This is a genomic window from Sphingomonas sp. ASY06-1R, assembly GCF_052180265.1.
GTDB lineage: Bacteria > Pseudomonadota > Alphaproteobacteria > Sphingomonadales > Sphingomonadaceae > Sphingomonas_I.
Map to the genome: position 1 here is coordinate 1,492,074 of NZ_CP197464.1, position 19,699 is coordinate 1,511,772.

The 19,699-nt window shown below is 62.0% G+C and carries 18 protein-coding genes; 11 read left to right on the forward strand and 7 right to left on the reverse strand.

Features of this window, described 5'->3' with window-relative positions; translation table 11 throughout:
- Positions 1–36: 36 nt before the first annotated feature.
- The 4 genes from ACSBM8_RS07235 to ACSBM8_RS07250 are packed head-to-tail and all read left to right on the forward strand — an operon-like array spanning position 37 to position 3,957.
- Positions 37–1,527 carry an OprO/OprP family phosphate-selective porin gene (locus ACSBM8_RS07235; RefSeq protein ID WP_442680964.1) on the forward strand — a complete coding sequence of 497 codons (1,491 nt, stop codon included), beginning with the start codon at positions 37–39 and terminating at the stop codon, positions 1,525–1,527.
- 7 nt (positions 1,528–1,534) lie between these two features.
- Positions 1,535–2,398 (forward strand): sulfate ABC transporter permease subunit CysT, encoded by an 864-nt coding sequence (gene cysT, locus ACSBM8_RS07240; protein WP_442680965.1) that lies wholly within the window; start codon positions 1,535–1,537, stop codon positions 2,396–2,398.
- Complete coding sequence (cysW, locus tag ACSBM8_RS07245) at positions 2,395–3,240, forward strand: sulfate ABC transporter permease subunit CysW (RefSeq protein WP_442680966.1); 846 nt, start codon at positions 2,395–2,397, stop codon at positions 3,238–3,240. The genes cysT and cysW overlap by 4 nt, the downstream gene beginning before the upstream one ends.
- Entirely contained in the window at positions 3,241–3,957 is a 717-nt protein-coding gene (locus tag ACSBM8_RS07250; RefSeq protein WP_442680967.1) for a sulfate/molybdate ABC transporter ATP-binding protein, read from the forward strand.
- A 27-nt stretch (positions 3,958–3,984) separates the two neighbouring features.
- Here the strand turns inward: ACSBM8_RS07250 and ACSBM8_RS07255 are convergent, their stop codons facing one another.
- From ACSBM8_RS07255 to ACSBM8_RS07270, 4 genes are all read right to left on the reverse strand, one after another.
- Complete coding sequence (locus ACSBM8_RS07255; protein ID WP_442680968.1) at positions 3,985–5,763, reverse strand: VanW family protein; 1,779 nt, start codon at positions 5,761–5,763, stop codon at positions 3,985–3,987.
- Positions 5,764–5,827: 64 nt separating this feature from the next.
- Positions 5,828–7,363 carry a tryptophan halogenase family protein gene (locus ACSBM8_RS07260; protein ID WP_442680969.1) on the reverse strand — a complete coding sequence of 512 codons (1,536 nt, stop codon included), beginning with the start codon at positions 7,361–7,363 and terminating at the stop codon, positions 5,828–5,830.
- A gap of 3 nt (positions 7,364–7,366) precedes the next feature.
- Positions 7,367–7,861, reverse strand: coding sequence for a PIN domain-containing protein (locus ACSBM8_RS07265; protein ID WP_442680970.1), 495 nt, complete (start codon positions 7,859–7,861; stop codon positions 7,367–7,369).
- On the reverse strand, positions 7,861–8,109 hold the full coding sequence (locus tag ACSBM8_RS07270) for a type II toxin-antitoxin system Phd/YefM family antitoxin (protein ID WP_442680971.1): 249 nt from the start codon (positions 8,107–8,109) through the stop codon (positions 7,861–7,863). The genes ACSBM8_RS07265 and ACSBM8_RS07270 overlap by 1 nt, the downstream gene beginning before the upstream one ends.
- Positions 8,110–8,328: 219 nt before the next feature.
- Here ACSBM8_RS07270 and ACSBM8_RS07275 point away from each other — a divergent pair, with 219 nt between their 5' ends.
- Together ACSBM8_RS07275 and ACSBM8_RS07280 are read left to right on the forward strand one after the other, a co-directional pair.
- Entirely contained in the window at positions 8,329–9,705 is a 1,377-nt protein-coding gene (locus ACSBM8_RS07275; protein WP_442680972.1) for a cation:proton antiporter, read from the forward strand.
- A 108-nt stretch (positions 9,706–9,813) separates the two neighbouring features.
- On the forward strand, positions 9,814–11,019 hold the full coding sequence (locus ACSBM8_RS07280; protein WP_442681517.1) for an alginate export family protein: 1,206 nt from the start codon (positions 9,814–9,816) through the stop codon (positions 11,017–11,019).
- A 21-nt stretch (positions 11,020–11,040) separates the two neighbouring features.
- On the opposite strand, the gene ACSBM8_RS07285 is transcribed toward ACSBM8_RS07280, so the two are convergent.
- Positions 11,041–12,924, reverse strand: a complete 1,884-nt coding sequence (locus ACSBM8_RS07285) for a M1 family metallopeptidase (protein WP_442680973.1) — start codon at positions 12,922–12,924, stop codon at positions 11,041–11,043.
- 156 nt (positions 12,925–13,080) lie between these two features.
- Between ACSBM8_RS07285 and ACSBM8_RS07290 the strand changes: the two genes are divergently transcribed.
- Both ACSBM8_RS07290 and ACSBM8_RS07295 read left to right on the forward strand, forming a co-directional pair.
- Complete coding sequence (locus tag ACSBM8_RS07290; protein ID WP_442680974.1) at positions 13,081–14,700, forward strand: DUF1800 domain-containing protein; 1,620 nt, start codon at positions 13,081–13,083, stop codon at positions 14,698–14,700.
- Between the two features lie 17 nt (positions 14,701–14,717).
- Complete coding sequence (locus ACSBM8_RS07295; RefSeq protein ID WP_442680975.1) at positions 14,718–15,932, forward strand: DUF1501 domain-containing protein; 1,215 nt, start codon at positions 14,718–14,720, stop codon at positions 15,930–15,932.
- Positions 15,933–15,961: 29 nt separating this feature from the next.
- Here ACSBM8_RS07295 and ACSBM8_RS07300 read toward each other — a convergent pair whose 3' ends face one another.
- The gene (locus ACSBM8_RS07300) at positions 15,962–16,576 is read right to left on the reverse strand and encodes an HD domain-containing protein (protein ID WP_442680976.1); all 615 of its coding nucleotides are present in this window, start codon (positions 16,574–16,576) and stop codon (positions 15,962–15,964) included.
- Positions 16,577–16,596: 20 nt separating this feature from the next.
- A complete protein-coding gene (locus ACSBM8_RS07305) occupies positions 16,597–17,193 on the reverse strand; it encodes an outer membrane protein (RefSeq protein ID WP_442680977.1) in 597 nt (198 codons plus the stop codon).
- A 311-nt stretch (positions 17,194–17,504) separates the two neighbouring features.
- Between ACSBM8_RS07305 and ACSBM8_RS07310 the strand changes: the two genes are divergently transcribed.
- From ACSBM8_RS07310 to ACSBM8_RS07320, 3 genes are all read left to right on the forward strand, one after another.
- Positions 17,505–17,963, forward strand: a complete 459-nt coding sequence (locus ACSBM8_RS07310) for a DUF4126 domain-containing protein (RefSeq protein ID WP_442680978.1) — start codon at positions 17,505–17,507, stop codon at positions 17,961–17,963.
- 274 nt (positions 17,964–18,237) lie between these two features.
- Positions 18,238–18,720 carry an RNA polymerase sigma factor gene (locus ACSBM8_RS07315; protein ID WP_442680979.1) on the forward strand — a complete coding sequence of 161 codons (483 nt, stop codon included), beginning with the start codon at positions 18,238–18,240 and terminating at the stop codon, positions 18,718–18,720.
- Positions 18,704–19,648 (forward strand): FecR family protein, encoded by a 945-nt coding sequence (locus ACSBM8_RS07320; protein ID WP_442680980.1) that lies wholly within the window; start codon positions 18,704–18,706, stop codon positions 19,646–19,648. The genes ACSBM8_RS07315 and ACSBM8_RS07320 overlap by 17 nt, the downstream gene beginning before the upstream one ends.
- Positions 19,649–19,699: the final 51 nt, after the last annotated feature.

Genomic DNA, 19,699 nt, shown 5'->3' on the forward strand with positions numbered 1-19,699 from the left:
CCGCTGTGCGGCGCGCTCGTGGGAGCAGGGGGAGCAATGTTGATAATCCGCCGGTTCTTGCTGGCCAGTGTGGTGGCGCTTGCCGCCGCGACGCCGCTTGTGGCGGGCGCCGCGGTGGATCCCCAGGGCCGGGGCGCTGGCACAGGCGCCATCCTGCCGGAGAGCCAGACCCCGCCAGCCGGGCCTGTCGCGAGGACAGGTGACGCCGTGCTGGATCGGCTCAACGAGCTGGAGGCGAAGGTCAAGGCACTGGAGGCTCGCAACCAGCAACTGGAAGCGCAGGCGGTCGCGACCGAGAGCCGCGTGCAAAAGGTCGAGGTCAGCGCCGCGAAGGGGGTTCAACCTGGCGTGGCGCCCACCTTCGGCGATCCGACGGACAATTTCAGCTTTCACCCGCGTGGCGCGATCCAGCTGGATTATGCGGGCTATCGCTCCCGCGCGGGCGGCTATGATTACAATAACGGCACGGACGTCCGCCGTGGCCGGTTCGGCTTTGAAGGCACGGCCTGGAAGGTTTGGCGCTACCGGATCGAGGCGGAGTTTGTCAGGAACAACGTCAACCTGCTCGACGCTTTCGTCCAATATGCCGGCATCAAGAATGTCCTGCTGACCGTGGGCCAGCACAAGGCGCCTTACAGCCTGGAGGCGAATAGCAGCGACAGCAATGGCACGTTCCTGGAGCGGGGCATGATCATCAACGCGTTCAGCGCGGTCGGTGCCGAGCGCCGGGTTGGGGTCAGCGCCGCCTATGTCAGTGAAAAGCTGACGGCGACCGTCGGGATTTTCGGGGCGCCGGAAGGAGTGCAGCGAAATGCCACCACGCCGGACGAGGCGTATAGCGTGAATGGCCGCGTCACGTTGGAGCCTATCCTGAGGAAGGGCAGGGTGCTTCACGTCGGCGCGGCCGCGTATCACATCAGCCATCTTGCCGGGAAAAGCATCACGCTGGGGGACCGGCCAGGCACGCGCGGGGATGGCGGCCTGATTGAGTCCGTGATGCTGGGCCCGGTGACGAGCGGAGCAGTGGGCGATCGTACGCGCGGCGTGCGCGATGCGACATATTGGGGTGCCGAAGGCGCGATCGTCTTCGGCCCGATTTCTGCCCAGGGGGAATATGGCCACCTGGATGTCGATCGCTACGATGTGGCGTCCGCCGATTTCGATGGCTTCTATACCTTTGCGAGCCTCTTCCTGACCGGGGAGAGCCGCGTGTTTAGGGGCGGGATGGAGGATCGGATAAAGCCGATCAAGGATTTCAACCTGGATACCGGCGAATGGGGCGCTTTCGAGCTTGCCGCACGCTACGATCGAATGGATCTGACCGATCGCAACATCTCGCCCTTGTCACATTTGGCGACGTCCTGGACGGGCGGATTGAACTGGTATCTCAACCCCAATACGCGGTTCGTCTTCAATTATATTCGGTTCAAGGGCACCAATTCCCCATTGGTGGTTGCCCCGGTGGCAACCTTCGGTACGACCGCCAAAGGCGACGCCTACGCCACCAGACTACAGTTCGATTTCTAGGATGACGATGGCGACAGCATCATTGCAACAGCCGCCCAAGGGGCATGGAACGCGCACCAAATCGCCGCTTCCCGGCCTGTCCCTGACGCTCGGCATCACGCTTACGTGGCTGACGATCCTGCTGTTGCTGCCGCTGGTCGCGCTGTTCGCGAAATCGATCGCGCTTGGGCCCGCGCATTTTGTCGATGCGGCCTTTTCGACCCGTGCGCTGGCATCCTATCGGCTGAGCTTTGGGGCGGCATTCGTGGCGGCCGCGGTGAATGCGGTGTTCGGCCTGCTCGTGGCATGGGTATTGGTTCGTTACCGGTTTCCGGGGCGGCGGTTGCTCAGCGCCCTTGTCGACCTGCCGTTTGCATTGCCAACTGCCGTTGCCGGTATCGCGCTGACGGCGGTCTATGCTAATAACGGCTGGGTGGGCCAACCGGCATCCGTGTTCGGATTGACGCTGGCCTACAACCCGGTGGGTGTTGTGATCGCCCTGACGTTCATCAGCCTGCCCTTCGTGGTGCGGACGATCGAGCCCGTGCTGGCGGATCTCGGCAAGGGGATCGAGGAAGCGGCCGCGACCTTGGGGGCCGGCCGCTGGACGATCTTCCGCCGCGTCATCCTGCCGGAGATCATGCCGTCGTTGATCACGGGCTTCAGCTTGGCCTTTGCGCGCGGGGTCGGCGAATATGGGTCGGTCATCTTCATCGCCGGCAATATGCCCTTCAAGTCGGAGATCGCGCCCCTGCTGATCGTCACCAAGCTCGAAGAATATGATTATGCCGGCGCAACCGCGATCGCGACCGTGCTGCTGCTGGCCAGCCTGGTGCTGTTGTTGGCCATCAATGCCTATCAGGGCCGCGAATTGCGGAGGCGTTCGGCATGAGTGCGAAGTTGAAAGCGACGACCGAGGGGGTCGTCACGCGGACGCTGCTCATTCTGGCGGCGTTCGCCTATATCGCGTTGATCCTGTTGCTTCCTTTGGCGTCCGTCTTCAGTGAGGCGTTCCGCCATGGTCTAGCGGCTTTCAAGGCCGCGATCGTCGATCCCGACGCGCTCGCGGCGATCAAGCTCACGCTGACCGTCGCGGCGATATCGGTGCCGATCAACATGGTGTGCGGGGTCGCCGCAGCCTGGGCGATCACGAAGCATGACTTTCGTGGAAAGGATTTGCTGATCAGCCTGATCGACGTACCTTTCTCGATCTCGCCGGTGGTCGCCGGTCTGATGTATCTGCTCCTGTTTGGTGCGCAGGGCTGGTTCGGCCCGTGGCTGCTGGCGCACGACATCCACATCGCCTTTGCGAAACCCGGCATCGTGCTGGCGACGTTGATTGTCACCCTGCCCTTCGTCGCGCGGGAACTGATCCCCCTGATGCAGGCGCAAGGACGCGAAGAGGAGGAGGCAGCGCTCACGCTTGGTGCGTCCGGCTGGCGCATTTTTCTGTGGGTTACCCTGCCCAACATCCGCTGGGGGCTGCTCTATGGCGTGCTGTTGACCAATGCGCGCGCCATGGGCGAGTTCGGCGCGGTTTCGGTCATCTCCGGCCATATCCGGGGCGAGACCAACACGATGCCGCTGCAAGTCGAAGTTCTCTACAACGAATATAATTTCGCTGCGGCTTTCGCCGTCGCGTCGCTACTCGCTGGCCTGGCGCTCGTGACGCTGGCCGTGAAAAGCTTCCTCGAATGGCGCCACAGCGATCAGCTTGCCGCCTCAGGACATTAAATGACCATCACCGTCAGCAATATCGTCAAAGGCTTCGGCAATTATCCCGCGTTGAAGCAGGTTTCGCTCGCCATCGAGGATGGGGCGTTCGTGGCGTTGCTCGGCCCGTCAGGCTCGGGCAAGACCACGTTGTTGCGGATCATCGCCGGGCTGGAAAGTGCGGAAAGCGGGCAGATCCTGTTCGGCGGCAAGGACGTGACCGACGTTGCGCCGCAGGATCGTGGCATCGGTTTCGTGTTCCAGAATTATGCGCTGTTCCGGCATATGACCGTTGCGCACAATATCGCCTTCGGGCTGGACGTGATGAAGCGGGCCCAGCGACCCGCCAAATCGGCGATCAAGGCACGTGTCGAGGAGTTGCTGGAACTGGTGCAATTGCCCGGATATGGCGATCGCTATCCGGCTCAATTGTCGGGTGGCCAGCGTCAGCGGGTCGCGCTCGCGCGCGCATTGGCGCGGGAACCGAGCATCTTGTTGCTGGACGAGCCTTTCGGGGCACTGGATGCAAAGGTTCGCCGGGAGTTGCGGGAGGCCTTGCGCGAAATCCACGATCGTGTCGGCCTGACCTCCATCTTCGTGACCCACGATTATGAAGAAGCCTTCGCGCTGGCCGACAAGGTCGCGATCCTGGGGCAGGGCCAGATCGAACAATTCGATACGCCGGACATTATCCGGACCAGCCCCGCATCGGATTACGTGCGCGAATTTCTTTCCTGATTAAGGCGCGGCCAGCGGCCTTGCTGGTCAAGCGCGCGCTGTTGCCCTGCGATAAAACGCCGGATCGTCGGCCGGCATGTTGACCATCGCCCTCAGGGCGTGACGCAGGGCAGCGACGTCATAGGGCGGAACGATCGTAAGGTGCGGATGCATCGGCAATCCGCATGCCGGCGTTGCGATCACCGGAATATCGGCCGCCAAAGCGCGTAACAACAGCGCAGGGTGATGTTCGACCAGCGCGGGCAACACCATGCCTGCCAGCGCCTGGGGCTGTTCGCCGGGCGCGAGCCGGCGGACATTCGCGACACCGGCCCAGAAGTCCGGTGCTTCCTCGGCGCCTGCGGGCACCAGCAATGTGATATCCAGGCCGGCAATCGCCTCCCGTAGGGCGTGGACCCCTTTGCGGGCGACCGGGGCGCCTGCCAGCAAGACGCTGCGTCCGCCCCTCTGCACGGGATAGGGCGGGCCCGGCGCCCACTCTATCAGGACAACCCGCCCTGCCGGGAAATACTCGGCTATGGCCCGATGCGGGGTGATCAGATGACGGGCGGCCGCCAAGGCTTCCCGCTCTGCGTTGGCGAGCTCCTCCGGCGCCCTGAAGTCACCCAGGGTCGGGCTGTCCGGATATTGCGCGCGCGCTTCATCGAGCAGCCGATGCAGCCAGTCCATCGGCCAACGGTCGAGGAATATGTCGAAGCTGCGGCCCTGCAGAACGCCATCGCGCCATAGATGGGGCAGCAAGTTCTGGGCGATGACGAGATGATCGTAACGATAGGGCAAAGCACGCGCATAGGCAGCGGCGAGGCGTGCGTCCGCGGTCAGCATTATGGAAGCGCGGGGCCGGCCGGCAGGGGCAAGGCGAAGGTCCAATGCGCGGCGCAATGTCGCTACCTCGGCACCGCGCTCCGTCCGAAGAGATGGCCATGCTTTGGCGCTCCTCGCGAAGTGTCGGCTCGGGCGGAGCAGCAGGTCGGCGGGCTGGGCCTCGCGTTGGACATAATGGCTGAATTCCGGCGTGGCGGCGTCCACAAGCCACGCGGTGGGGACCGCTTCTGCCGGTCGGTCGGGCCTATGCCGATGACAGGTCAGCTGGCCGCAGCTCAGGCAATCATGCGGTTTGGAAGACATGAAGGCGGGCGCGGCGGCCTCGATCGGCCGATCGGGCGTGCCCCTGATCATGATCTCCAGCATATCGGCGCTCATGCGCGCTTCGATGCGAAATGCCGTGCGGGCACGGAGCCGCAAGTCGATATAATTCCAGAACACCGTTGCGTCGCGACCTGCCTCCGCACGGGAGCCGGGCACGACGCGCGTGTGAGGATGGCGCTCGACGACCATGATGCCGGCGTCCAATGCCGCCTCGTACAGGGCATTGGAAAGCTGACACAGGCCCCCGCCGATGGCGGCGATCATGCAGCCTTCACGGAGCTCTCGCCCCGCGACAAAGCCGCGTCGGCGGACGGGCTTGCCTACCTGTCGCCAGAAGCTGAAAATCGCCTCGGCTGGAACTTCGACCCCGTCGATGCCGCGAAGCGCGACCCGCAGATTGTGGATTTTCCCGGCGTTCAGCAGCCGATCGAGCGCGCCGCCGTCGGTGGTACGCAAGGGCGAACGGATCGAGGCAATGATCGGCGCGTCGCGCAGCGATGTGCTCTTATGAAGGCGAGCGGGGGCGCCGGGGAACAGGTTGGCAAGCGCACGCTGCCGCCGCAGCAGCCATGCCTTCGTTGCGAAAATCACCGCTTCCACACGCGTGGGAACACGGCGCTCTGGCAGGATGGCGATACTATCCAGTCTGTTCGCCACACCGTTCCTCCCAACCGCGACCATAGCGGATTTATTCCGGATCGAAACGGTGCTCGATTACGCCCTAAGCGGCTGCTGCAATCTGCTCGATCAGTGCGCGATGCGTCGGCAATTCCGCTGTTGCGCGTTCCCCGAACATCTGGATCTTCTGGAATAACTTTTCGGCGGCGCGGACGTTGGGAAAATCTGCCCGACCGGAGGAAAGATCCGTCCTGAATTCCATGCCGTAAAGGATATATTGATAATTGAAGAAGGCGAAACTCTCCAGATCCAGGATGAAGTCGTAGCGATTGGGCGGACGATAGCGCCACTGCTCGAGTAATTCTTTCAACCGTTCCGGGATCGATCCTGGATCGACATTGTCTCGCCAGAACGGTTCCTCACGCCGGCTCAGACAATAATGAAGCTTGAGGAAGGTGATGATATTATCGAAGCGCGCGCTCATCAGCGCGTTGAAGCGCTTGGCCGGCGCGTCGATCGGGCCGTTATGCGGGAACAGCTCCGCAATCATGCTGACCGCCGCCTCGATCAGGACGACGCCGGTCGACTCCAGCGGCTCGAGGAACCCGGCCGAAAGACCGACCGCGACGCAGTTTTTGACCCATTGCTGTTCGCGATAGCCGGCGTCGAACTTTATCAAACGCGGTGACGCCGCATCGGCCTTAGAGCCGATATATGTTTCGAGCACTTGTTCGGCAGCGACGTCGTCCAGATGCGCGCTGGAATAGACCGTGCCGATACCCCGCGCACCGGCGAGACCGATATCCCATGTCCACCCCGTTGGATGCGCCGTCGCCACCGTGAAACTTTCCAACGGCGTATCGGCGTCAGGGTAGGGGCGTTTGCAGGCCAGCGCGCGATCCGTAAAAAGATAGCGCCGCGCGGATTTAAAGGGTGCGCCGAGCGCTCCGCCGATCAATTCGGCGTGAAAGCCGGAACAGTCGACAAACAGATCGGCCGACAACGGGCCATGTTCTGCCGTGTTCACACTGTCGATGGCGCCATCCTGCCGCAACGACACATTGGTGACGCGGCCGTCCAGGTGCCGCACGCCAAGTTCGCGCGCGCGCTCGGCGAGCATCGCCGCCAGCTTCCCGGCGTCGAAATGATAGGCATAGTTCAACGGGCCGGTGAATTGCCCCTCTTCCGGCCGCTTGGGGCCGCGTCGCGCATCGGCCACGCGGTTTTGGATCGTCACCGCTTCTGCAAAGGGCCGGCGCTCCCGCTCGTCCTGCAACAGCCAATAGGGAACAAGGCTCGCTTCTTCCGTGTAGAAGGGCGCCTCGAACGGGTGGAAATAGTGGCTGCGATGACCGTTCGTCGGCGTTTGCAGCCAATCCACAAAGCGGATGCCTTGCTTGAAGGTCGCGGTCGTCTCACGGATGAAGCGCGTCTCGTCGATACCAAGAAACTGCAGCGTCGTGCGCATCGTCGGGAAAGCCCCTTCGCCCACGCCGATCGTACCGATTTCGGGTGATTCCAGCAGAGTGATCTCCAGCGACGGATGCTTCGCCAGATCCAGGAACTTGGCCAGATAGGCCGCCGCCAGCCAGCCGGCCGTGCCGCCGCCAACGATCAGGATCGATCGTTTTCGATCCATGATTCAGGCCCTCACGAACAGGTTTTTGAGCCAAACCGGCCCGCTGCGCGCCGCCTGTCGCCAATCGGCATCCTCCGCCTCTTCCGGCGTATAACCCCACGGATTGAACAATTTGACGCGCCCCGCCTTGAAGGCGGCCATATGGCGCGTAACCAGCGTCAACCCATGCTCAATAGCGGTCGCCGCAAGCAAGGCATCTCGCGCGTCCGCATAAGGAAGACGGGCGCGGCGGCGGACGACGGCAGCGTCGATCGCCAGGATGCGCCCGTCGAAGGCCGTCATCACCGGCCCCTCGATCCACGCGTGCAGCGCCGCGCCGGCCGCTTTGTCCTGCCGCTCGATCTGCGTTGCGCCATTCTCCAGTTCCAGCAGCGTGAGGGCGGATAGAAACAGGTGGTGGCGCGATACGCCCGCAGCCCACGCGGACAGACCGGGATCGGTGCGGCCGGCTTTCGCTTTGCGCAGTTCCAGCACGACTTCGCTGTTGAGCAGATACATCAGCCGAACTTCGCCTGCCGATCCCATGTCGTCGGTCGGCTGCCGTCGAGGTCGATGTCTCGGGGTTCCGGCATTGCGAGCAGATCAACGATGGTCTCGGTCTGGCCCGTGAGATGTCGGAAATTCTCGATGCTCATCAACACGTGGGTTGGCCGGCCGCGATCGGTGATGAAGATCGGTTCGATTCGCGCCGCGCGTTTGGCGTGGCTGACATCCTGGTTGAAATCGCGGCTGCTTACGACCTTCATGACGTTCCCCGCGCCTAAATGAGCCTACAAAAGCGCTCCTGATATGTAGGTACATTACTACCTTGTAGCGGCTCCGCAACACAATCCGTGATAGGCAGATCATTCCTCCGCTGCATGTCGCTTTGGCATTGCGGCAGCTCCACAGTTCGGCTCCGTTAACCGGACAGCACAGCAAGATGCCTAGGCAGATGCAGCGCAATCCGGGGAGGATTTTCGTCGATGACTGATGGGATGTGGGACAGCTTCGTCGCCGCAGCGAGCGGCATGTTGTCCGCGCATGGACCGGCCGTGCCGGCCGCGGTGAAGAGCTACGCACCTGGCGATTACAGCGTCCACTTCTTCCTTCAGCTGGCGGTTATCATTCTCGCCTGTCGGATCGTTGGCTGGCTGGGTCAAAAACTCCTCGCGCAGCCACAGGTGGTTGGGGAGATGATCGCCGGCGTCATCCTGGGGCCGTCGCTGATCGGCCTGTTATGGCCTGACATGCAGCTCGCGTTATTTCCGAAGGAGACGAAGAACGTGCTCTATGCGGGCGCCCAGCTGGGCGTCGCACTGTATATGTTCATGGTGGGCCTGAAGCTGCGCCTCGATCACTTCCAGACCAAGGCGCGCAGCGCCGCGGCCGTCTCCGCATCGGGCGTGATCGCGCCTTTTCTGATCGCGGCGGCTATCACGCCCTTCCTGTTGAAAGTCCCCGGTCTGTTTGCCGAGGGGATCAGCCAAGCGAATGCGACCCTTTTCATGGGGGCATGCATCGCCCTGACGGCGTTTCCCATGCTCGCACGGATCATCAATGAGCGTGGGCTGGCCGATAGTGGCCTGGGCACGCTGTCGCTGACCGCCGGCGCGTTCGACGATGCGGCCTCATGGTGCGTTCTGGCCATTGTGCTGGCGACGTTCGGCGCTGGCTCCGGCGTCGCTGTGCTCGCGATCGGCGGCGGCGTCTTGTATGTCGGCTTCCTGGTCTTTTTTGGACGCAGGCTGCTGGCGCCGCTCGGACGGATGGTGGAACAGGACGGTGAAATGAGCGCCTCCGTGCTCGCGATCACGCTGTTCCTGTTCTGCGCCTCGGCGTTCTTCATGGATGCCATCGGTATCCACGGCATCTTTGGCGGCTTCATTCTGGGCGTCTTCATGCCGCGCGGCCTTTTTGTGGAAGAGCTGAAGAAGAAGGTGGAGCCGATCGCGGTAGTCCTGCTGCTGCCGATGTTCTTTACCTATTCCGGCCTGAACACGCGCATGGATATGGTGAACTCCCCAACGCTCCTGCTCATCGCGCTGGGCATATTGGCCGCGTCGATCCTGGCGAAATTCGGCGCCTGCTATGCTGCGGCGCGGGCGATGGGCGAGGACAATCGCACCGCGCTCGGCATCGGCGCACTGATGAATTCCCGCGGTCTGATGGAATTGATCATCATCAATATCGGCCTGCAGAAGGGGATTATCGGCCCGACATTGTTCTCGATGCTGGTGCTGATGGCGATCGTGACGACGATGATGGCGAGCCCGTTGTTCGAGCTGGTCTATGGCCGGCAAGCCCGCGCGAGCGGGGAGTTGGGGGCGGTGCCGGGGAAGCTTGCCGCAAGAAATGCCTGATTTGCGCTGGAATCCACGCCTTCTTTTGTCCTAGGACCGGTGCAGCCCGGCCTTCAGCTGCGCCCCCGTCGATCGTGCGAGGGCGTAAGGCCTATTTCGGAAAGAATGATGAAATCACTGGCCTTGCTTGCCGGCGCGCTGATGGCTGGCGCCGCCTCTTCGCAGGATATCGCCGTGCAGCCGCTGCTCGATGCACGCCTGCGCTTTGAAAATGTGGATCAGGACGGGTTTGGCCGTGAGGCGAGTGCGCTGACGTTACGTGTCCGGCCGGGCCTGCAATTCTCCCGCAACGGTTGGTCGGCCCTGATTGAGGGGGAAGCGACCGCGGCCATCACGCATGACTATAATAACGGAACCAACGGCAAGACGCAGTTCCCCGGCATCTTCGACCCGGCCAATACCGAAATCAACCGCGCCCAGATCCGCTACGCCGGCGACAACGGCTTCGCGGTTACCGCTGGGCGGCAGGCCTTGGAGCTCGCCGATCAGCGCTTCGTCGGCTCCGCCAGCTTTCGTCAGAATCAGCAGACGTTCGACGCGGTGCGCATGCAATGGGGGCAGACCAAAGGCTTCAGTGCGGACCTGACCTATGCCTGGAGCGACCGCACGATCAACGGCCGGCGCGGTACCGGCGCTCGCCAACAGGCGGTCAGCGGCGACAATGTCTTCGCGCTTCTCAACTACGGCACCAAGGCGGGCACGCTGACCAGCTTCGCTTATATCGTCGATCAGGACGAGGCCGTGGTCCAGGGCTTCCGCCTCTCGAGCCAGACCTATGGCGTGCGCTTTGCCGGCGCTACCCCGATCGGCAAGGATGTGAAGCTGGGTTACATCGCCAGCTGGGCGCGGCAGAGCGACTATCACCGCAACCCTAACGATTATGCGGCGGATTATTGGCTGATCGAAGGCGCCCTCACGATAAAGGCCCTCACGGGCAAGGCCGGCGTCGAAGTGCTCGGCGCCGACAAAGGCGTTGCGCTGACGAGCGTGCAGACCCCGAACGGATCGGTCTTCGGTTTCCAGGGCTGGGCCGATAAGCTGACGACCACGCCCCCGGATGGCGTTCGCGATCTCTATGGCTCGATCGCTTATGCCTGGAAGAATGTCGGGCTCGCCGACGCGATTGGCCTAACCACCGCCTATCATCGCTTCGACAGCGATCGGCGGCGGCAGCATTACGGCAATGAATGGGATCTGCTGGTCAGCGCCAAGCGGGGACGCACGAGCGTGTCGGTGCGCTACGCCCGATATGATGCGGATCGGTTTGCAACCGACACGGACAAGCTTTGGCTGGAGGCCGGCTGGGTCTTTTAAGGCCGCACGATGATCCGGCGGCTAGCTGGCGGGCGCGTTGCCTAGCAGCTTGTCGAGCGTCATGATGACGGTCGGATGATAATTGCCCCGGGCATCCGCGTAGATGCGCCGTGCGATCGAGCGACCCCAGTCGCCCTGGCCCGCCAGCGCGCGGTACACCGGGAAGATCAACAATCCCCGCCCGACCCGCGGAAGGAATTCCGCCATTGACGCAATTGCGGGCTCATAGCGATTCTGTGCCGCCAGAACGAGCCACGCCGATCGGACATAAGGATTGTTGGACGCTGACAGATGCAGATCGCGGTCCAACTCCGCCAGCCGTGCGGGGGTCTGCTTGCGTGGCAGGCCGTTAAGGAAGCGGAGCCACTCCTGAGTCGACCAACGGGATGGGTCGACCGACGCCATCGCGGCGCCCGAATTGACGCGCTCCAGCGTCTCGTCGATTTTCGTCAATGTGGCCGATCGGATGTGGATGGCGTTTGCCGGCAAGCCCGGCCGATAGGCCCATTTGTCGAGATCGAGCCGGGCCTCCAGGTCCTTGTCGCCCTTTATGAGATTGGCCCGCAGATCGGCGAGGAAGCCAGCCGTCGTCTGCGGCTGGAAGGCGTGGCGATCGAAATAGGACGAGAGATAGGCGTCCCAACGGGGGCGGCCGACCGCGACTTCGATCGTCCGTAGAAAGGTGGCGCCCTTGTTGTAATCCAGTTCGCCGAAGGTGCCCTCTGGATCCCCGTGCAGGCGCGTTTGATCCGGCTTGGCTTCCTTCAGATCGCGCTGCAGATTGTCCCATGACAGGTCGGCGAGCGTCGCGCCGCGCGCCTGCCCATATACGGCTTCATCAATGCGGTTCTCGAAATAGGTGGTGAAGCCTTCGTTCAGCCAGATGTCGGACCAGGTGGCATTGGTGACAAGATTCCCGGACCAGCTATGGGCCAGTTCGTGCGCAATCACGTCGACATTGGATTTGTCGCCGGTGATGATCGTTGGTGTGGCGAAAGTGAGCGTGGGGTTTTCCATCCCGCCATAGGGGAAGGAGGGTGGCAGCACGAGAATGTCATACCGCCCCCAGCGATAGGGCCCGTACAGTTTCTCCGCCGTGCTCACCATTTTCTCGGTGTCGCTGAGTTCGCGCGCGGCGCGATCCAGCATCGATGGTTCGGTGTAGACGCCCGTTCGCGGGCCAAGCGGCCGGAAGGCAAGATCGCCGACGGCCAGCGCAATCAGATAGGGCGGCACGTTGTGATCCATGCGGAAGCGGTAGCTATGCCGCCCGCGTCCTGCCGGTACGCCTTTGGGTGTCAGCCGGTCGCCACTCATCACCGCCACCAGATCGGACGGAACGGTGATCTTCGCTGTCCAGCTTTGGCGGATCCCAGGACTGTCTTGCGTCGGAATCCAGCTGCGATTGTTGATCGATTGCCCCTGCGTATAAAGATAGGGCTTCTTCTTGCCTGCGGTGAGCGCGGGGGAAAGCCAGCCCAGCGCGCTGGCCTCGGGTCCGGATCGATAGGTGACAATGATGCGCCGCGCCGCGCCGATCTGCACCGTCAGCGGCGCACCCTTATATTCGTCGTGGGCGCCGACCTGATACGGGAGCGATCGGCCCGCGCTGTCGGTTATCTTGGAGATGATCAGGCCGTTATCATCCAGCACGATCTCGTGCGCACCGGGCGCACCCAGAATATCCAGCGCCGCCGTGCCTCCGATCGTCTTGGTTCGGAAGTCGACAGCCAGGTTGAGGTCGACATGGGTCACGCGTGCAACCTGCGGCTGGGCATAGGACAGGGTATCGCGGGCGTCCGGCGTGGTCAGGATCGGGGAGGGCGCGTCGGGTCGCGCGGAGACCGGGGTTACCGCCAGCACGGTCGTCACGAGGGCTGCGGCGGGAACGACGAAAAAGCGCATCAAGGGTCTTTCGGTGATAGAGGCGCGCCTTGTGGCGGCGCCCGGTCGCCGCTGCAAGCGCTACGAAGCGCGTTTATCATGGCATGATGGTGCTTGTGCAGGACAGGCAGGGTTAAGGATCGTGCGCTTATCGGGCCTGATCGAAGGACAGTCGGCATGGGCAGAAATCCAGGTTTGAACGTTAAGTCCGCGATGGTTCTCGCTGTGCTGATCACGCCGATGGGGGTGGAAGCCAAGAAACCGAGCGACTTCGCATGGGCCAACCGGCTGACGTGGGGCGTTTCTGCCCAGCCTGTCGTGGGTCCACAGCCGGGAAGCCGCGCCTGGCTCGACGCGCAACTTTCACCGCATCCAGACGATACCTTGCCGCCAGCTATAGCAGCGCAAATTGCGGCAATGGAAATCAGCCGCAAATCTATGCAGGAGTTGCTGGTTGAAAACGACGCGCTGACCCAGGCCGCGAAAAAATTAACAGATGTTACGCAACGCGATGCGGCGCGCAAAGTCTACAACCAGCTACTCAACGATCATGCTGCCGAGGCCGCGACTCGCTCACTATTGCGGGACGTTTATGCTCCAGATCAGCTGCGCGAGCAGTTGACTTGGTTCTGGCTGAACCACTTTAGTGTCTTGTCAGTAAAGGGCGACATACGCGCAACGATTGGTGATTATGAAGATACGCTCCGGTCTCACTCGCTTGGCAAATTCCGGACGCTGCTGGAGGCGACGCTCAAGCATCCCGCCATGTTGCGTTTCTTGGATAACGATCACAACGCTGTAAAGCGGATCAATGAAAATTATGCGCGGGAGATTATGGAGCTTCACACCATGGGTGTTGGCTCGGGATATACGCAAAACGATGTTCAGGAACTTGCAAGAATCCTCACCGGTGTCGGTGTGAATATTTATAATACTCCACCTAAGCTTCGCCCCGAACATTGTGCGCAATATCTTCGAGAGGGTGTCTTCGAATTCAATCCCGACCGGCACGACTTTGGAGATAAGACGTTTCTTGGCCACAGCATAAAAGGAAGCGGTTTCGGCGAAGTTGAAGAGGCGCTCGACCTGATTGCGGACGCGCCGGCCACCGCGCACTATGTTTCCGAGAAACTGGCAACGTACTTCATGGGCGACAATCCGCCCGCCGCGTTAGTAGATCAGATGACGGCAGCTTGGCGGCGTAGCGATGGCGACATCTCAACCGTTCTGCGCACGATGATCCGCGCCCCCGCGTTCGAGAAGTCGCTCGGCAGCGCCTTCAAGGACCCAATGCACTTTGCGGTTTCGGCGATGCGCGCAACGTATGGCGACCGGACGATCGTCAACATGAAGCCCGCCAGTGCATGGCTCAGTCGCATGGGCGAAGCCTTATATGCGCGTCCAACGCCGGACGGATATCCGATGAATATGGCGTCTTGGACCGGCCCTGGACAAATGGCCGTGCGCTTCGAGATTGCCCGGCAGATCGGTTTTGGCAATTCGGGGTTACTCAGCATACCGCTGCCTTCACCGCCAATTGTACGCCTGGTCCCTGAGCCTGCGGCCGCGGTGGCGGGCGGGGCTTTGCCAAGGTTGGTGGCTCTGCCGTTAGGGGCTCCAGCTACGCCTCTACCGGCCACTTCGGTGCCGCCTGCTCCTCTCCTAAAAGGGTCAGCGACTTACGCGAGCATAGCCCCATCGCTCAGCGCCGCAACCGTCAGCGCTTTGGCGCAGGCGACGACACCTCAGCAATGGAATGCTTTGTTTCTTTCCTCGCCTGAATTCATGCGTCGCTGATGCAACGGAGAAAATCGATGTTGTTGGATCGTCGTCAATTGATTGCTGGTGGCGTCATGCTGAGCCCCTTGCTCATTGCGGGACGTGCTTTCGCCGCGCCGCAGGCAGGCAGCCGTTTGCTCGTTGTTTTCCTGCGCGGAGGGTACGACGCCGCTAACATCGTCGCGCCGACAGGCAGCGATTTCTATCACAGCGCGCGTCCGACGATTGCACTTGGCAAGCCTAATCCCAATGACCCCGACGCGGCGCTCGAACTCGATGCGGATTGGAGCCTGCACCCCGCCTTAAAGGATGCGATCTATCCCTTGTGGCAGCGCAAGCAAATTGCGTTCATCCCCTTCGCCGGCACGAACGACATGAGCCGGAGCCACTTCGAAACCCAAGATACGGTGGAAATGGGCCAGCCGCTCGGCCAGCATCGCAACTATAATTCCGGATTTATGGGCCGGCTTGCTGCTGCTATCGGACAAGATCGGCCGATCTCTTTTACTGAGCAGCTGCCTTTGTGCTTCAGAGGTGGTCCTACTATCCCAAATGTGGCGCTGGCAGCCGTCGGCGCGAAGCTTTCGGTGCCCTCCAAAGATGTTGCCTTGATCTCCAGCATGTACCGCGGGCAATCGAGCGGCCCGGTCGATCTAGGTAGCTCCGTCGTTGAGGGTTTCCAGGTACGTGATACCATGTTTAAGTCCGTGGCGGCAGAGATGAACCAGGCAAATCGTGGTGCCATCAGCACCAAGGGTTTCGAATTGTCTGCACGCAGGGTCGCCAGGCTGATGCGAGATCAGTTTAACCTCGCATTTGTCGATGTTGGCGGATGGGATACGCACGTCGGTCAGGGCGGCGCGCAAGGTTATCTCGCCTCGCATATCGGTGACCTAGGGCGGGGCCTTGCCGGATTTGCCGACGAGATGGGGCCCGAAGCCTGGAGGAATACGACCGTGGTCGTGATATCGGAATTCGGCCGGACATTCCGGGAGAATGGCGACAAGGGCACCGATCATGGCCATGGCAGCATTTATTGGGTGCTGGGCGGCGGCGTGAACGGCGGCCGTATCGCCGGCCCGCAAAATCCCATCACGCCTGATGCGCTCAATCAAGCGCGCGATTTGCCGGTGTTGACGGACTATCGATCGATGATTGGCGGACTGGTGGGTCGGCAGTTTTCCCTCGCGGGCGATCGGCTGGCAACGATATTCCCTGATGCGAAACCCGCCGATCTGGCCTTGATCTGAATGCGAACGCCGGGATGGAAGCGGGCCGATCAGCCCAGCAAGGGTAGCGCCTTGCGATATTTCTCCGCCCGTGCATGATCCTTTTCAGTGATCTCCGGCAGGCGCGACAGATCGAGATTGTCTTCAATATCGGCGCGCTTCACATCGCGGGCGATCGGATCTGTCGCACAGCGTGTAACGAAGAGGTCGTAAGGTTCACCGTTTCGATGCGTCAATGCGTCGACGGCAGCCGCAATTTCCGCCCCGAATTTCGCGGTGATTGTCTCCAGCGGAATGCCGCCATCCTCGACCACGTCGTGTAATATGGCAGCGATCCGGCGCGGCATATCGCGCTGCTGCAGCATCAGGCGGAGCGGATGGAGGATATAGGGTGCGCCCGCTTTGTCGACCTGTCCTCGATGCGCCTCGACTGCCATCGCGATGGCGTCGCTCAACATGGTTGGGAAGTCGCGGTCCCCCTGCATTCGATGCTCTCCTGTCCCTGCGCGTAATGGCATTGTCGCCCAGCGTCTCAAACGCAAAAGACGCGCCACAGTGCTGGCGCGTCTTCTGGCTAGTGCGGCGGCATTTCTGCAATGGTGCAATTGGTCGCAGTCATAGGACTGCATGGTGCCGCTGTGAGAAGCTGGAGGGCGCGCCAGCATCTGTGCGCCCTCCAATCTGTTTAGAACCGGACGCCGGCGCTCAGGAATAGCCGCTGACGCGCGGTATGATCCTGATAGTTGGAATATTTGTAGCCGACGCCCGTGTAAAAACGGTCCGTCAGTGAATATTCAACGCCCGCGCCAACCTGATAACCATCGGTGTTGAAATGATCGTAAAAGCCGGTTTCCGTCGCGGTTCCGGTAAAGGCCTTCCGCTGCTCGTCCGTTACCCAGCCGCCGGTAACATAGCCCAGCAGCTTCGGATTGAAGAGGTAGCCCGCCCGGATCCCCGCGCCGAGTTCGTTGAACGACTTATGCGAAACCGTGCCACCGTTTACGCCCGGCGTATTGTTCTCGCCGCGGCCGCGCCAATAGGTGAATTCCGGTCCGACCACGATACGGTCACCGATCAGACCGTCATAGCCGATTGCCCCACCGAATGCGACATTATGGTCGTGTGTACCCTGGCTTTGAAAGCGGTCGCCGCCTGCCTGAATTTCGGCGCGAAATCCGCGAAAGCTGGTGCCGTTGCTGCTGGTCGAAGTCGTGTCCTGGGCGGCGGCTGCGGATCCCACCAGGCATGCGGCAGCCACTGCCGTTAAAAATGTCTTACGCATGTGCTATCCTTACGTAGTCGTCATCACCCCTGTCGTGGAAAAGAAACGTTCAGAATAGGGGCCGTTCCTCAGCTCGTCCCGTTTTCACCTCAACAGCTTTATCCAAAATGGGTTAGCGTTGCCAAACAGCCGCATATTTAATTTGCTCTGTTCATAAAGGAGCAAGCTTTGTAGCCGTCCGTCCATATTTGGTTCAGGACATGCGTGTCGTACCGCACGCTGTCCCGTTGGCGAAGCATTCCAACATACTGGCACCGCGGACCTGAGGGGCCATCCCGGCGTTACGCAGCCACCTTGCTGTGGAGTTCATCATGCTTGCATCTTTTCTCATGGGTCTCGTCGGAGGGCAGCGGGCGATGACGCCGCTGGCCATGGTTTCGATGGCGGCGGCGCGGGGTGAACTTGCGCCCGACAACGGAGCACCGCCTGCGCTTGGCCATCCGCTCGTTGCCGCGGGAACGCTGTTGCTCGCGATCGGCGAGATGGCGGGCGACAAGCAGAAGACGGCGCCTGATCGTATCGTTCCGATCGGCCTGGCCGCCCGTTTTCTTACCAATGCGATCGCGGGCGCCGCACTTGCACCCCGACGTCACCGATGGCTTGGTGCGGCGGTGGGTGGCGCGACCGCCGTGGCGGCATCCTACCCAGGGTGGCGCGCCCGCATGGCGGCGCAGCGCGCTTATGGTCAGACGCCGACAGGCTTTGTCGAGGACGGTGCGGTCCTTGCGGGCGCAGCGGCAGTGATCCGACATCAGGCCGATCGAACCTGACGACGCGCCGGGCGCTGCCAAGCGTTTGCCGGCGCGCTATATAGGCTTGGCGAGCGCAGGGTGAGGGCGTTCCTGGCCGGCGTTGCCGTTGCTGTCGGACCGTCTAAACGAAGGCGGACCAAAAGATTTTGCTATCGACGACGGAAATGGCGCGGAAGCGACTCTAAGCTTCCGGAGGAGAGCGGTTACGCAACCTGGAGCATTGGCAGAATGGGTCGGGCGGGAGATCCTGCCGCATGAGCGCGACTTGAGGGCGTGGCTTGGGCGACGGCTCGTGGCTGCCGCAGATGTGGAGGATGTCGTGCAGGAATGTTATTGCGCGATCGCTCAGCTGTCCGACGTCAGCCACATCGCCGTGCCCCGCGCTTACCTGTTCACGATGGCGCGTAATCTGGCGCAGCGGCAACGCCAGCGTGCCCGTGTGGTCCGTCTGGACGCGTCGGAGGCGGTCTCCGATCCCATGGCGGATAGCGACCATCTGTCGCCCGAACGGATTGCCAGTGCGCGGCAGGAACTACAGCGCGTGCAGGCCGCGGTATCGACCTTGAGCGAGCGGGCGCGGCGCATCTTCATCATGCGTCGGATGGAGGGGCTGGCACAGAAGGAAATCGCGAAGCGCCTGGGTGTCACCGAAACGGTCGTTGAAAATGAGGCAAGCCGGAGCCTGCGTGCCATATTGAAGCTGATGGTCGATCCTGTGGCGGACAATGCACCGGTCACCTTGTCGGGGGGCGTTGGCCATGTCCGAACCCGTTGACGAAGCCGCAACCCGCTGGGCGCTGCGCGAGCCCCTCAATGAGGGGCAGCAAGCGCAACTCGATGCCTGGCTGGCCGAAAATCCGCGTCATGAAGGCGCCTTGCTGCGGGCACGGGCAGCGCTGTCGCTAATCGGCTCTACTTTGATCCACGACGAGACCGGCGGCTTTGCACCTCCACCCGACCGTCTGAACCGCCGCTGGGTTCTGGCCGGCGTAGGTGGGGCTATGGCGGCCGCCATCGCCGGATTGGTCGGCTGGCCGCGCCTGATGGGCGAACATGTGCAGACGGCCCGCGGCGAGATCCGCCGTCTGCCTTTGGCGGACGGATCAATCGCAACGATCGATACCGGCAGCGATATGCGCGTGGTTCTGGCCAGCGACAGCCGCCGGATCGCGCTTCGCCAGGGCCAAGCCTGGTTTCAGGTTGCGAAGGACCGCAAGCGGCCCTTTATCGTCGATGCCGGGATTGCGCAGGTTCGCGCTGTCGGCACCGCTTTTTCGGTGAGCCGGACGGGGGATATTGTGAATGTCGCCGTTACCGAGGGCACGGTCGCGGTGTGGCCGAGCGGTGCGGACGGCACGATGAATATCCTGCAGGCCGGCCAATATGCGATCTTCAACGGTGCGGACGCGGCACCTTCGACAGGCACGGCCCCGGCCGCCATCGCGCGCGCCCTTGCGTGGCGTGAAGGCGAGATTTCGCTTCAGGATGAGCCGCTGAGCAATGCCGTGGCGCAATTCAACCGGTACAATCATCAGCAACTGGTTATCGTCGATTCAGATCTTGCCCGCGAGCATCTGGTGGGCTTGTTCAAAATCGACAACCCTACCGATTTCGCGCGAACGCTTGAAGCATCGTTCGGTGTAGCGGTACGCATAACCCCGGATGAAATTCAGTTGTCGCGAAAAAAGATGGATCTGCACTGACGGAAAAACGCAGCTTCAGACTCGAAGGATCGAGAGCGCACCAACAAGGGC